This is a genomic window from Flavobacterium sp. HSC-61S13 (genome assembly GCF_024171535.1).
In the GTDB taxonomy this organism is placed as follows: Bacteria; Bacteroidota; Bacteroidia; order Flavobacteriales; family Flavobacteriaceae; genus Flavobacterium.
This window is the reverse complement of sequence record NZ_JALJZV010000010.1, coordinates 127,849-143,219: the sequence shown is the minus strand read 5'-3', so window position 1 is coordinate 143,219 and position 15,371 is coordinate 127,849. Positions and strand designations below refer to the sequence as shown.

The 15,371-nt window shown below is 35.7% G+C and carries 11 protein-coding genes; 6 read left to right on the top strand and 5 right to left on the bottom strand.

The window, feature by feature from the left end:
• From L1275_RS11115 to L1275_RS11100, 4 genes are all read left to right on the top strand, one after another.
• Positions 1 to 2,811, top strand: a 2,811-nt coding sequence (locus L1275_RS11115) for a hypothetical protein (protein ID WP_253472933.1), incomplete at its 5' end; no start/stop codon positions are given.
• Between the two features lie 8 nt (positions 2,812 to 2,819).
• Positions 2,820 to 4,088 (top strand): gliding motility-associated C-terminal domain-containing protein, encoded by a 1,269-nt coding sequence (locus tag L1275_RS11110; RefSeq protein ID WP_253472930.1) that lies wholly within the window; start codon positions 2,820 to 2,822, stop codon positions 4,086 to 4,088.
• Between the two features lie 10 nt (positions 4,089 to 4,098).
• Positions 4,099 to 5,031 (top strand): type IX secretion system membrane protein PorP/SprF, encoded by a 933-nt coding sequence (locus L1275_RS11105; RefSeq protein WP_253472928.1) that lies wholly within the window; start codon positions 4,099 to 4,101, stop codon positions 5,029 to 5,031.
• Positions 5,032 to 5,042: 11 nt separating this feature from the next.
• Entirely contained in the window at positions 5,043 to 6,998 is a 1,956-nt protein-coding gene (locus L1275_RS11100) for an OmpA family protein (RefSeq protein WP_253472926.1), read from the top strand.
• A gap of 281 nt (positions 6,999 to 7,279) precedes the next feature.
• On the opposite strand, the gene L1275_RS11095 is transcribed toward L1275_RS11100, so the two are convergent.
• Positions 7,280 to 8,101, bottom strand: coding sequence for a helix-turn-helix domain-containing protein (locus L1275_RS11095; RefSeq protein ID WP_253472924.1), 822 nt, complete (start codon positions 8,099 to 8,101; stop codon positions 7,280 to 7,282).
• 418 nt (positions 8,102 to 8,519) lie between these two features.
• Between L1275_RS11095 and L1275_RS11090 the strand changes: the two genes are divergently transcribed.
• Together L1275_RS11090 and L1275_RS11085 are read left to right on the top strand one after the other, a co-directional pair.
• Positions 8,520 to 9,728: a helix-turn-helix domain-containing protein gene (locus tag L1275_RS11090; RefSeq protein WP_253472922.1), complete on the top strand. Its 1,209-nt coding sequence runs from the start codon at positions 8,520 to 8,522 to the stop codon at positions 9,726 to 9,728.
• A 403-nt stretch (positions 9,729 to 10,131) separates the two neighbouring features.
• The gene (locus tag L1275_RS11085; protein ID WP_253472920.1) at positions 10,132 to 11,217 is read left to right on the top strand and encodes an alpha/beta fold hydrolase; all 1,086 of its coding nucleotides are present in this window, start codon (positions 10,132 to 10,134) and stop codon (positions 11,215 to 11,217) included.
• A 92-nt stretch (positions 11,218 to 11,309) separates the two neighbouring features.
• On the opposite strand, the gene L1275_RS11080 is transcribed toward L1275_RS11085, so the two are convergent.
• The 4 genes from L1275_RS11080 to L1275_RS11065 all read right to left on the bottom strand — a co-directional run bounded on the left by L1275_RS11080 (position 11,310) and on the right by L1275_RS11065 (position 15,150).
• On the bottom strand, positions 11,310 to 12,131 hold the full coding sequence (locus L1275_RS11080) for a hypothetical protein (protein ID WP_253472918.1): 822 nt from the start codon (positions 12,129 to 12,131) through the stop codon (positions 11,310 to 11,312).
• Positions 12,132 to 12,153: 22 nt separating this feature from the next.
• Positions 12,154 to 12,984: a hypothetical protein gene (locus tag L1275_RS11075; protein ID WP_253472916.1), complete on the bottom strand. Its 831-nt coding sequence runs from the start codon at positions 12,982 to 12,984 to the stop codon at positions 12,154 to 12,156.
• 146 nt (positions 12,985 to 13,130) lie between these two features.
• Entirely contained in the window at positions 13,131 to 14,015 is an 885-nt protein-coding gene (locus L1275_RS11070) for a hypothetical protein (protein WP_253472914.1), read from the bottom strand.
• Between the two features lie 490 nt (positions 14,016 to 14,505).
• Positions 14,506 to 15,150, bottom strand: coding sequence for a hypothetical protein (locus tag L1275_RS11065; RefSeq protein WP_253472911.1), 645 nt, complete (start codon positions 15,148 to 15,150; stop codon positions 14,506 to 14,508).
• Positions 15,151 to 15,371 lie beyond the last annotated feature (221 nt).

Here is a 15,371-nt window from a genome sequence, read left to right as displayed (position 1 = left end):
GCTGGCGCCGATGGTAAATACACTTACCAATCGGAAGACGGTACGCAGACCATCATCGATGTTCCCCTAGCAGTATCTCAAAACTTTGAGACTATCGTCAACAACAATTCGGAGACTGTCAAAAAAATCATCGAGCAAATTGTCTCAGAAGCCGAGGGAAATGTGACGTATAACGGCACGGACTTGGTGTACAAAGACGCTAAGGGTCAAGAACAACGCGTGGATTTATCAAGTTTGGTCAAAGCCAACGAAACGATCACGACTATAATAGCTAGTGCCGATGGTAAATACACTTACCTATCGGAAGACGGTACTCAGACCATCATCGACGTTCCTCTAGCGGTATCTCAAAACTTTGAGACTATTGTCAACAACAACTCAGAAGCTGTTAAAAAAATCATCGAGCAAATCGTCTCAGAAGCCGAAGGAAATGTGACGTACAACGGCACGGACTTGGTGTACAAAGACGCTAAGGGCCAAGAACAACGCGTGGATTTATCAAGTTTGGTTAAAGCCAACGAAACGATTACCACTTTAGTAGCTGGCGCCGATGGTAAATACACTTACCAATCGGAAGACGGTACGCAGACCATCATCGATGTTCCCCTAGCGGTATCTCAAAACTTTGAGACTATTGTCAATAACAACTCGGAAGCCGTTAAAAAAATCATAGAACAAATTGCTTCAGAAGTCGAAGGCAATGTTACTTACAACGGAACAAACCTAGTTTACAAAGACGCAAAAGGAGTAGAACAAACAGTAGACTTAGGATCTCTAGTTAAAGCCAATGAAACCGTAACTACTCTAGTAGCTGGCGCCGATGGTAAATACACTTATCTGTCGGAAGACGGTACGCAGACCACCATCGATGTTCCCCTAGCAGTATCTCAAAACTTTGAGACTATCGTCAATAACAACTCGGAAGTCGTTAAAAAAATCATTGAACAAATTGCCTCAGAAGTCGAAGGCAATGTTACTTACAACGGAACAAACCTAGTTTACAAAGACGCAAAAGGAGTAGAACAAACAGTAGACTTAGGATCTCTAGTTAAAGCCAATGAAACCGTAACTACTCTAGTAGCTGGCGCCGATGGTAAATACACTTATCTGTCGGAAGACGGTACGCAGACCACCATCGATGTTCCCCTAGCAGTATCTCAAAACTTTGAGACTATCGTCAATAACAACTCGGAAGTCGTTAAAAAAATCATTGAACAAATTGCCTCAGAAGTCGAAGGCAATGTTACTTACAACGGAACAAACCTAGTTTACAAAGACGCAAAAGGAGTAGAACAAACAGTAGACTTAGGATCTCTAGTTAAAGCCAATGAAACCGTTACAACTCTAGTAGCTGGCGCCGATGGTAAATACACCTACCAATCGGAAGACGGTACGCAGACCATCATCGATGTTCCCCTAGCAGTATCTCAAAACTTTGAGACTATCGTCAATAACAACTCGGAAGCCGTTAAAAAAATCATTGAACAAATTGCCTCAGAAGTCGAAGGCAATGTTACTTACAACGGAACAAACCTAGTTTACAAAGACGCAAAAGGAGTAGAACAAACAGTAGATTTAGGATCTCTAGTTAAAGCCAATGAAACCGTTACAACTCTAGTAGCTGGCGCCGATGGTAAATACACTTACCAATCGGAAGACGGTACGCAGACCGTCATCGATGTTCCCCTAGCGGTATCTCAAAACTTTGAGACTATCGTCAACAACAACTCGGAAGCCGTTAAAAAAATCATCGAGCAAATCGTTTCAGAAGCCGAGGGAAATGTGACGTATAACGGCACGGACTTGGTTTACAAAGATACTAACGGTCAAGAGCAACGCGTGGATTTATCAAGTTTTGTCAAAGCTAACGAAACGCTGACGACTTTGATTGATAATACAGACGGAACCTATACTTATAAATCAGAAGGTGGTGTAGAAACCATCATTAACGTTCCTGATTCAGTAATTAAAGAATTTGATAAGATTATTGCGGATACTAACGTACAAGCTGAAATCCAAAAATTATTTAGTACCGCTGCAGGTGGTAATGTGTATTTTAATGGAACTCTATTGGAGTACACGGATGTTAACGGAGACAAAAAGGAAGTGAATCTAGCTAGTATTGTTAAATCAAATGAAACAGTAACGAAGTTGGTCAACAATAATGATGGAACCTATACTTATTATAATGAATTGGGTATAGATGCATCAGGAAATCCAATTGCGAATTCGGGTTTGAGCTTCAAAGTTCCGGATTTTAATTCACATATACTTACGGGATTTATTTCAACGGGAACGTACACGTCAAAATCTTTTGATTATTCAACGATGGCATATCAAGCTACTGCAGGAATATTTTTTAATACCAATGCAATAGCTGGTGAGGTTTTCAGTGCGACTATTAAGACAAATAATAAACCGGCTAATACTAAATATTTACAAGTGTTATTTGAGGTTACTTCGGGTATAACTACTATTGGTAATTACATAGGAAATAATGAAGTGTATGCTAAAGTAGAATTTAGAGTGCTCGTTAATGACATTGAAGTAAAGCGATTTGTAGATAAGTTTTATCGATATGGAGGATATACTTTTGGGCTGAATTCGGCGTATGATTCTTACATGGCTCTTATTCCTTTGGACAAGGTAACCAATCTATCGGGTTCAAATACGGTAAAAATCACCGTAAGACCAGCGAGTAGTACTTTTAACAAAAATGTTGGAACCAGTGATGGATCAATTAAATCGGGGGCAAATAAGGCGGTAACTTATGATTTAAAAGATGTTGTTATACAAGTTTTTGAAAAATAGGAGCCATCATGAGAGCAAATCACACACATTTAATCTGGATTTTTCTTGGAGTTTTGCCCGTTTACGGGCAAAACTCTACGGAAGAGGTGTTTGTCAACCAGAGTAGCATAGTCGTAAGTGAAGGAGCTACAGTAGCTACGACTTATGCATTTGACAATAGCGAGGAAGGAATTGTTAAAACCGACGGAGTAATTCATTTCCTAAACGGTTTTAATAACGACAATTTATATTATTATAGTAAAGGCAGTAAAAGTTCCATGACTTACTTTTCTCAACAAGACGGGATACAATTGCTAGGAGGTAATAAAGCCTCTGAGTTCTATTCAATCAAATTTGATAAGGGTAATTTAAATTCGGGATTTGATTTAAAAACAGAGTTTGATATAGCGGGGGAAGCTGATTTTAGTAATGGGATTATTGAAGTAGATGCGGATACGGGACTTTTGACTTTTCTTAATGGAGCACGAGTCAAACGGGTTTCTGATCAGAGCCACGCTAGGGGATATGTCCAGAAAATAGGCAAAGAATCTTTTGTTTATCCTATTGGTGATGGGGGCTTTTATCGTCCAGCATCGATTTCTGCACCTCCTAAAGAGCAAGATGCCTATTTGGGTAACTATGTTTATACGGTAGGCGATTTTTTTAAAGACCGCACGGCAAAATCTGGCGTAATCTTAGGACTTAATCAACGAGAATATTGGACTATAAACAAGGCACTACCTGGTGCAAGTGGTGAGATTCTTCTTACCCTGAGTTGGAATGAATCTACGACACAGCCAGACTTGTTAAACCATGCGACAACTGATTTGCATATCGTTCGCTGGGACGAAAAACTCGGTTTATGGGTAGATGAAGGTGGCGTGGTGAATTTGGATAAGAAGGAGGTCACCACCGCCGCTACTGTTAAGGGATTGGGATATTTTACTTTAGCAACCGTAAAGAAGAATTTGATCTTGGACGGTGACGTGGTAATCTACAATTCAGTTACTGCTAATGGTGATGGTAAGAATGATTATTTTGTCATAGATAATATAAATCGCTATCCCAATAACAGGGTTGAAATTTTCAATCGCTGGGGGGTGAAAGTATTTGAAACTTCAAATTATGATAGTGATAATAATGTGTTTACGGGTTATTCAAGTGGCCGGGTTAACGTTAAAAAGGGAGATAAGTTGCCTTCGGGAACCTATTTTTATATGATCACTTATGATTACCCTGCTGAAGGAGGAGGAAATATGATTAAGAAGTCAGGCTATCTACATTTAGAAACCGATTAATACACTAGCGATGAAATTGAAAAAGAGAATAATAGTTCTGGGACTCAGTCTAATTGGATTAGGCTGTATCCCAAAAACTTACGCACAACAAGATCCTCAGTATACCCAGTATATGTATAACACCAATGTTATCAATCCCGCATATGTGGGATCACGGGAGAGTTTAAACATATTTGGCATGTATCGTACCCAGTGGGTAGGATTAGATGGAGCACCTAAAACGGCTGCTTTCTCCATATCCACCCCCCTTGGGGAGTCTGGTTGGGGATTAGGTGTAAATTTTGTCAATGATCGTATAGGGGCTATAGATGAGAATAATATTGCTATAGACCTGTCGTACTCGATTGGCTTAAATCGCACTTATAAGTTAGCATTAGGAGTAAAAGGAACAGGGAATATTATGAACGTGGACTACGATAAATTAAACATCTACGACCCTTCCGATGCCCTGTTACAAAATGATGCTTCAAATAAGTTCAATGCCAATGTAGGCGCTGGTTTGTATCTATATTCAGATCATTCTTATTTGGGTTTGTCTGTACCTACTATGTTGCAGAGTACTGCTTATGACGACAATGAAGTAACCTTGATGCGTAAAAAACAGCACTTTTATTTAATGGGAGGTTATGTATTTGATCTCAGTGACCATCTGAAGCTAAAGCCAGCTTTCTTAGCCAAGGCAGTAGAGGGAGCCCCATTACAAGTAGATGTTTCGGCCAACTTCCTCTTATATGAGAAAGTTACTTTAGGAGCTGCATACCGTTGGGATGCTGCTGTAAGTGGTTTAATTGGATTTCAGGTTAGTGATCATATATTTTTGGGATATAGTTATGATGCTGAAACTACCGCTCTTAGGAATTATAATTCGGGATCACATGAAATCTTTTTACGCTTTGAATTGTTTAAGCGTGTAAGCAAAATAACGTCCCCTCGATTCTTTTAAAATTATAAATTATGATAAAAATAATTACAAAATGCTGTATCGTGAGTCTTTTGTTAATTGGTTGCTCGAGTAGTCGAGTGTCTGAAAAGAAAGCTGATAAACAATATGATCACTTAGCCTATGTAGATGCTGCTAGAATTTATCAGGGTTTAGTAAATAGCGGTCACAAAAACAGTTCTATTTTAGAGAAACTGGCCGACTCTTATTATTTTAATGGACAGCTAGAGGAAGCAAATAGATGGTATACAGAGCTTTTTGACGGTAATTACCAGAAAGATCAGAACCGGTATATAGATCCAGAATACTACTTTAAGTATTCTCAAACTTTAAAATCTGTGGGTGACTATACAAAGTCGGACGAAGTTATGGCTCAATTTGCAGCATTAAAAAGTGAAGATTCTCGATCGAAGTTATTTTTGGATCAAAGAGATTATCTTAAAAACATAGTCAATTTATATGAAAGTTACAGCCTCAATAATGCTGAGATCAATAGTGTATATTCCGATTATGGAGCCACAACATTGGGAGGTGATTTAATTTATACCTCGGCGCGAGCTACAAATCAAGTAAAAAGCAATAAAATCCATTCCTGGACTGAACAAAGTTTTACAAAGCTCTATTCTAGTTCCATACATTCCGATGGACAGTTAGGAAAACCTAACTTGCTTTTTGACGATGATGATTTATTGGTTAATGAATCCACAGCCGTGTTTACTAATGATGGAAAAACCATGTACTTTACCCGTAATAATTTTAAAAAAACGGGTAAACCTAAGCGGAATAGGCGCAATAATACTTTTTTAAAATTGTATAAAGCGACAAAGCAGACGAATGGTAAGTGGGGAAAGGTAGAAGAGTTGCCTTTTAATTCGGACGACTTCAATACCTCGCATCCTGCGTTAACAGCTGATGAAAAATGGCTTTATTTCTCTTCTGATCGGAAAGGTAGTTTAGGGGATTCTGATATTTATAGAGTAGCTATTTTAAAGCAAGGAGGTTATGGTAGTCCGGAGAATTTAGGTGTAAATGTCAATACAGCAGGTAGAGAAACCTTCCCCTTTATATCTAAAGCTAACGAACTCTATTTTTCATCGAACGGTATCCCTGGGTTAGGAGGCTTAGATGTTTATGTCGTTCAATTAGGTGAGGGTGGCGCGATAGGAAAAGCCAAAAATTTGGGAACGCCTATTAACAGTAAGCACGACGACTTTGGTTTTTATCTGGCAGATACAGCTGAAAGAGGATTTGTAAGTTCTAATCGACCCGGAGGAAAAGGCAGTGATGATGTTTATTCTTTCTATAAAAACGTGTGTCAACAACAATTACAAGGCACGGTATACGACGAACTATCTAAAGATTTGATTGTAGATAGTAAAGTGGTTATTATGGATCAGTCCAACCGTGAAATCGAGGTCTTATACACCGATTTGAAAGGCAGTTTCCAATCAAAACCGCTCGAGTGTGATCAAAAATATCTGATCAAAACGGATAAATCAGGGTACAAATTAGACGAAAAACAGATTGCAACTGCCGGGTCTGCTAAAAACTTAAGAATAGAAATTGGATTGGAAAAACTAATGGATAAGGCGGTGGTATCCGAGTATTCTTCTGAAAAAATTACAATAAATCCAATCTATTTTGATTTTGACAAGTCCAATATTCGTCAAGAAGCACAGCAGGAATTAAAGAAACTGGTAGACTTCCTAAAGTCGTATCCACAATGGGAGGTCATGATTTCATCACATGCCGACAGTAGAGGAAATGCAGCCTATAATTTACAATTGTCTAGTCGCAGAGCACAGTCTACCAAACAATGGTTAATAAAGCAGGGTATAGAACCAAAACGAATCAGTACCAAAAGTTATGGTGATCAAGTGCCTGTTAATCGTTGTAATAAAGCAATACCCTGTACAGAACAAGAACAGCGTATCAATAGAAGAAGTGAATTCGAACTAATAGAAAAGTAGTTGGTTGTAGTTCAGTAGTTCAGTAGTGACGCTTGCCGTCACTGCTGTTCCATTGATATTAGCAATTGACCATAGAGGAGAACGAATAAAAGTACTATAGCTAATTTGTGTTTGATTTGGTGAATTTGATTTGTTATAAAAAGTAGAAGAGGCTTTTAAAAAAAGCCTCGTTTTCTAATGCCGTTAAGAATAGTCCTAGAAAAAACATAGAACTTTCAATACAATGTCAAAGTGTACTTGTTCAGAATATAACTTGTTTTTAAAAGTTTGGAACTTCTCTTTTAAAAGTATTTATAATCCGTTTTTTCTATTTTCGTACGATATTGTACGGGGTTCAAACCAGTAAATAATTTAAAATACTTATTGAATGTAATCCGCGATTTAAAGCCAACTTGTTCCGATATAGCATCTATCTTGATAATTTTTAATTCTTCGATTAATGTTTTGGCTTTAGCTATTCGGTGGAAAGAAACCAATTTGTAAAAATTAGTATGTAGCTCTGTATTGATAACGCGAGATAAGTGGTTGGGAGAAACCTTTAATTCGAGACTTAATTCCATTAAACTAAAATTGGTATTGAGATAGCTTGTTGAGTTTTGAAAATAATTATTTAATTGTTCTACTGTATAGGATATGGGAATATCCTTTTGCAAACCAGAAAGCTCGTTGAAGATTAACAAATTCGTATCAGAATAACCAATAGTGTTGCTGTTTGTTCTATTTAACAAAGCGAGAAACCAATTAGGTCTTTTAAAACGGTAAGTTTCATTACAGTAATCTATAATTAGAACAAGGCAGTAAAAAATTATATAGAATTGAATCATAATCTGCAAAAAATAGAAGAGGGCTTGATATTTTTCTGATTGGATAAGCCCAGTAAAGTGAGCCAGTTCTGTGATTGAAAGCAATAATAAGGATAACAAAAAGGAATTAATGAATATAAATAGATTCACTGAGCCTACATCAGGCTTCTGTAAGCTTGCTGTTTGATATATTAAATATATGGAATAGACTAAAACAAGAGAAGTTAATGCTATATATATTTCTGTGTTGATCAGGTTTAACATTCTACTCATTAATAACATCAATATTACAATAGCCATTTTTAGTATTTTCTTTTTTGACGATAATTTCATTATAGATAATATGGGTACTAAAAAGGGCAGTATTAATATGTCTGTTCTGGAGTTACAGAGAATAATGTACTGTCTTGTACTAAAAAAGAGGACTATTATAATATTGAATAATAACAAGGACTTTTTATTATATAATATAGTTTTCATTTGTTTTTTTTTAATAAATTTAGCTTTTTATTTTAATATAAAATGTAATTTTTATATAAATAATAAAATTATTGCTATTTTTTATCGATTCGAGTGAATAATAATTACATTTTTTATAAAGAATTGCTTTTAATGTGTCTATAAGGTTTTCATTTGTTTTCTAGGGTCATTGAGAGTTGAATTTTGGATAACTTGTGGATGCTTGACAATTTTTTAATTAGCTTAAATTGAATTTTCTATGTCTCTACAATTGTTATATATTTTAGTTGCTACCTTAATCTTGGTTGCAGATTTTGTAATAACTTTTTTTCTTGGAAGAAAAGCTGCAGATATCATTTCATATAAGATTATTCGTCGGTTCAGTCTGTTAGTACTAACTCAAATACTATTTCTATTATGGGAGAATTTCTTTTGTGAAATCAAATTAATTTTTCCCTTGTGGATGCTGATGTTTCTTTTTTATGGACCTTATATATATTTATTTGTTTGTTATAATGTTAATCGACAATATCAAGATGTATTCAGAGTCTATTTATTAGATTTTTATTTTACAATCTGCGCCTTTAGTTTTGCTGTTTTTGTACTTTTATTCCAACACATTCTTTTTACAGACTTCGCTAATTACTTGCAGTATATATTGGGTCTGGGTGTGCTCTTATCGCTATGTTTTTATTGGTATCGAAGTTATGCTCTATTACAACAACATAAATTTGACTTCAACTGCAAGGTTTTATTGAGTTACAAAACAAAGTCTTTACAATTGATCAATGTATTGTTTGTATTTATAGCAATTGTCTTAAGCTTTTTAATGATTGACTATACTATGGAATTGTCGATTGTTTATTTTTGCCTGTTGGTTTTACTGGTATTTCACATTTATTTAAGCAGTTGTAAGTACGATATTATTAAGGGAACTTATTTAAGTGTGGTATTGAATAATGATAAATCAAAAGATACTGAAAACGTTCTGCCGGCAACTAGAGATGAAATAGAGAAAGGGGAACTCATTACTAAAAGTACTTCTACGGAAAGTGCAGATTATATTCAAGTAGATCCGACAGAACTTAAGTATGAAAAAGTACAACTGAGTGATGCGGTAATTCAAAAATTAGATATAAAAGTAACGGCAATTATCATACAGAAGAAAGCGTATTTAGATCCAGATTTTAAGATGTTTGATTTGGCTCGGCAAACTAAAGTATCTCGTTATTATCTTGCACAATATTTTAGAAGTGTTCACAATATGAATTTTAGAGAGTACATCAATAAACTTAGAATCATTCATATTCTGGAATTTATTAAAAATTATAATATAAAAAGCCAAGAAAGGTTAACAATCAATCAACTATTTACAGAAAGCTCCTTCAATTCTAAAACTTCTTTTTTTAAGAGTTTTAAAGATGTTACGGGCTGTACTCCAGCTGAGTTTATTAGAAAGCAAATTTAATACTCCACAATACTTATAACTTTTTAAAAAAAGTAGAATTTTTTAATTTTACTACTGCGATGATATTTCCGTATTTAATAACGTTTCCAAGACGGCTACGCAATACAAAGAATTGTTTGCGAAAACCGCGGATTTAAGCCCTGTTTTTTTAATAAAAGTATAGTTTTAAATGTACCCTAGAGATCTAATGAATTTACAGTTAATGAAAGAGTTAGTCAACTATATGATTCAAGTGTTTTAAAGTACTATTTGGTTTCTTCTTAAAGCATGGCAAATGGTTTTGTAACTTAGAATTATATTTTTCACAATCCAATTAAATTTCGTCTCAAAGTACTATTTTTGGTTCTTAATAAAAAGCGGCTGTTTTTCATAAGGATTCAAACTGCTTATAACGCACATAACAATGAAAAATATACTACTTGGAGTACTACTGATTTTTTGTTCGATGATCAGTTCTTGTAAGGGTCTCGAGCAAAAAAATGTGGCACAAATTGATGAGGATTTTTTTATTCCCGTTGAAAAATCAATGTTGTATACCCGCGTTGTCGGAAATTCCGAAAGACCCATAATTATTTCATTACATGGTGGACCTGGTGCATTTTCTGTAGACCATGAATTTTACAGAGATGTGTTTGAAAAAGAGTATTTAGTGGTTTATTTTGACCAACGTGGCGGAGGGAAATCGGATGAATTCAGAGATAAATCTATGTTTACAACCGACCAATTTGTTAAGGATTTGGATCGGGTAGTCGATTTTATAAGAGAGAAGTACCCTAATAAAAAAATAAATCTTTTAGGCACTTCTTGGGGAGGTACCTATGGTTTTTTGTATATGATTAAGCATCAGGAAAAAATTAATTCATTTATCAGCAGTTCTGGATTCGTGGATAGTCCACAGAGAAATTTCGCCTTAATAGCACACGAGCGAAAGTTAGCTCAAGCATTGCTAAAAACGGAAACAGATTCAATCAAAATCACCAGGTACCAACAAATTCTCAAGAAACTAGAACAGATCGAAACAAGCGGGTTCAAAGATTTCTTTAACGATATGAATGTCATCCGGTATGAATTCCCAAAAGATTTAGGTTTTGATGTGTATTGGGCAAAACCAGAGATGAAAGAAGTAAAAAATAAATTACTTAATGATCCTGATTTTTATGTCCGAGTGAAATATAGTCCGGAACAGCTCGAAACGGCACTGGAAAGGATGGAATATATAAACGCAATTTTCATGAACACGGAAAGCTACAACAATTTAAATATAGTCAATGAAATTGGAGTTATTAAAAAACCAGTACTCGTACTTCAAGGAGAAGACGATTATGCCATTGGAGTGGAACAAGGAAGAACTATTTATAAGGCTCTTAAAGCGATTCCTAGCAAGGATAAAGAGCTATTGTATATTCATAATGCCTCACACAACACCCCTTTTGAAGCTCCTGAAATCTATTATAATGCAATGCGAGCTTTTTTTAAAAAACACAACTAATCGCAGTAGCATTGTTTCGACTGAAAGTAGTGGCGATCGGTTAGCTTGTATTTATAATGTTTAATGGATAAGCTACTTTAATAGGATTATTTTTATAGTTCCTGAATCAGTAGATAAGTACCTTCATCTGCGCCTACAGGACCTAAACCTACAGTTATTCCACTGACATCAGACTTAGCAACCAATTTCAATTTTATACCTAAGTCTCCGGTATACACATAACAGACTGGATAAACGCCTGCACCTTTGGGAATATCCAACTTATTAGATTCCACGGTACCCGGTGATGAGAAGTACATTTTGGCGGTACCTGAAAGAGGTTCAGCCAAAACAAATTGTGATTTAAGCATACCGGGGATCGACGCTAGTCCCACAGAGACAGTAGCGGTTATTTTATAGGATTTGCCAGGCGCTAATGCGATGATCGTCTGGTTTGCTCCTTCGAGCTTTACGTCCTGCTCATCAACATCATCACCTTGTACGATATTTACCCAGCGCACGTCTGATCCGTGAATAGTAACCATCTGTTGATGTGTACCTCTCGTAATTTGTACAATTGTTTTTGTGTTTCCTCGATCTAAATAATTGTCTAGTCTGATCCATTTTTGTTCGACGGCTCCGTAATAATAATATCCTTTTTCTGTAATAGCTTCCGTTTTTCCTTTATTTGGTGCCGGTAGCGGTTCAGTGACGTTAACCATGATACCGTCTTGCTTTGTACCGTATAGTTGATCTTTATTACGCAATTCCAAACCTGAAATTTTTGGAGCTATCAATCCATTGGGAATCGTAGGATCCAAATTGTTTTGAATCTGTAGTAGGGCTATTGGATTTTGAGTATTAATACCTGTTTTTTGGGCATAAACACCAACAGTTAACAAAAATATTGCTGGGAATAAAAATCTATTTTTCATGGGTTAAAAGACTTGTGGTTTTTTATAATTCTTCTACGATTAGATGGGAATAGTAAAACGAATCGTTGGTTTCGGAGCCTGCTATAGAAATAGTAGCACTTCCACTTGAACTGCTTTGAAACTTGGTATTAAGACGTATTCCGACTTCATTCTCATGTGTATTGACTACCGCCATGGCGTAAGCTACTCCACCGCCAGCATAGGGTTCGTTGATCGTTTCAATATATCCCATAGTTGACAATAATAATCCAGTTCCAGAACTGTTAGTAGTTTCAAATCTGGAAGTGACATTTCCTGGTTTGGAAGCGTTCGTGATACAAATCATTGCGGTAACCCGAAATAAATGCCCTTTCGGAAATATTACGGTCCTATTATCAGAGCTAATTTTTAGACTACTGGATTGTGGTGTACCGTTTATGCCGTTCCAAGTCAGGTAGTTATTGGCGAAATTAATTCCGCCGGAGGAATTTAAGTTAAAAAAACCTTGACGGTACACTTGGGCATAAATCAGTTTATCCTCTTCTATAATATTGATATATCTTCTTCCAATTGCCGTCCATGCTTGCTTAGATTTATCAAAGTAATAATACCCCCTTCGAGTGACCTCTCGTAAAACACCAACGGGAATTATGTCAATTTCATTAACATAAACCATTACGCCATCATGTTCAGAATCTGTAGTGGTTGCCAACTCACTTGCCGGTAAAATGGGAAAAAGCACACCTACTATTTCATCTGCTGTATTTTGTTTGTTGATATGTAAGGATGCTTTGGGAGCTCTTTCATTAATTCCAGTTTGTGCCTTGACACTCAACACAAACCATAAACTGAGGAAAATAAAGATATTTTTCATAGGTGATTATTATTTTATATGTCGCTCTTAGCGATTCATTTCGTTCTATCGAAGTTTATGTGTACATGACGTTCATACGAACCTTTTATATATCCAAGAAAACCTTGTTTTCAATATACTCTAGCTGCTATACCTGCAGCAAGTAATTAAATTTCTTCAATGATTAAATAACTTCCGATCGTACCCGTACTTACCTTTCCAGCGATATTAGTACGAACGCCAGGTTCTCGTGTTACGTTTGTCTTAATACGTACTCCGCTAGATCCGGTATAGACGATCATTACTGCGGGGGAAGGACCTCCTTGTGATGTTTTGGTATAATTGGAAGAACGCGAATAACCAGGAGTAGAGGTGTGTAAACGAACATCGGAAGCGGGGTCGATCAATAACAAATCACTTCGTAAAGTCGTTGGAGTTTTCTTTTGCGACTCCGTGCCACTTCCTATAGCGATGGAAATTAGTCCTTGAATGATTAAAGTTCTATATGGAGGCAGAACAATTTCAGTGTTCGCCGTAGATCCGCTACCTGAAATACCGACCAAATGACTGTTAGTACCCTCTAGGTCGACATCCCATTTGACGCTTTCAGTATTTGAACTCATGAGTTTGGTTGATTCACTATTGATCACTGTAAAAATTTTCTGAGTAGATACTGTCGATTTACCATTAAAAGTAGCTCTCCATCGTTGATTAGGCTCGTGATAATAGATGTATTTCCCTTTTCTAGTAACTTCAACGGTCTTGGGAGTGACTAAATTATAAGGAATACCTTCAGTAACATATATCAGGACACCATCTTGTTCTTCGGTGTATAAAGCATCCTTATTTGCCAGTTCTAAACCCGTTATATGCGGGAGCAGTACTCCGTTTTCAAAAGAAATACCTTGGTTTCTAGAAATTTCAAAGGTGGCAGTTGGGCTTATAGTGTTTATACCGGTCTGAGAAAAAACCGCTACCATAGTAAATAAAGTCAGCAATAAATAATACAGAAAAGTTCTGTTCAATATAAATTTAAGGGCTAATAATTTCATAAAATTTATTTTCAAAATATTCGACTTTTTTTATACGCTTCTATAAATAAGTCGAAGGGTATAAAAAACAAAAATTCCTATCAACTAAGACACCATTTTACCGATTTGGTCACATCACAAAGGGCAATTGGTTGTGTTGCGATACAATCGGTCATCTTCGACTTTGAGAATGTTTTTAAACTAATTCGATAAATAATTAAAAATTGTAGCTTTTTAAATGTACTTATCCCGAATTTATGTCATTTCTGTATTTTGAATTTTTTTGAAAAAAGTTGGAGAGAATCTCGTTGTCAATCTTTTTTGAACGGAGATTAAGCCTAAAAGTTAAATTTAATTATTTTGTTGCCTAGAGACCAAGTAAAAGATCCGAAGGCACTATCACAATGAAATTGCTGTCAATAAAATAGCGTTTTGAGTTTTCAATTTCAGAAGATCTAAAAGCGAACTCTGTCTGCTTATTCATGATACTAGTGAATTGGCCCGGCTAATTTTAAACGGGTTTTTTAAGAAAATTTCGTTTGCTGTAAAATAAGATGTGGTTATAAATATGGAGCTGAATATCAATCGGTTCCATGGTGGTTTGAAGTAGTTTATTATAAAGTTTAGTATACTCTTCGCCATACCGGAAGCGCTCCCATTGATAATCTTTAAAACTTTTATACTGTTTGTAATTAAAGATATTAGTAGATTTTACCATACCGCGTTTTAATTCAAAGATATAATACGAATCGTAGATCGGGTTTAGGCTGTCTTTGGATTGAGCAAAATTAGGGCTGCCCAAACCCACATCGAAGAGCCCATCAACCCAATACATCTTTAGACCAGCCTGCTCATCGGCAAAAATATTTTTAGAATTACTAACTAAAAGTTTGTAATCACCCTCAATAGGCGTTTTAATAGCTCTTAAATATAGTTGCTGATCAATCAAAATATACTCGGCAACATACCCTCGAGATAAAATAGTAGAATCTTTATTGACTACAGGTCTTTTTTCGGGATAATAATTAAAATACGGTTCCATGTGATGGTATCGATAATCATATGTTACCCCGTTGATGTCTATTTTATCAGGATGGTAGGTTTGAGCCATCAACGTTTGCACACAGCAGAAAAACAAAAGGTAAAAGTATTTCATAAGGTATTAGTAGTATACAATACAAATATAACTGTTAAGTTTAAATGTAATGGAATCCTTAACTACAAAAAGAGGTACTTGAGCTTACGTCTATTTTAAAAATCATCAAAATTATTAAAGGTGAGATGCGCGAGAAATGACTAAAAAATGCAGACAGCTTCTACGCTTAAATTTTAATGGGGTGGGAAAGAACTTGAAATAGGATAGAGCAGATCAGTTTT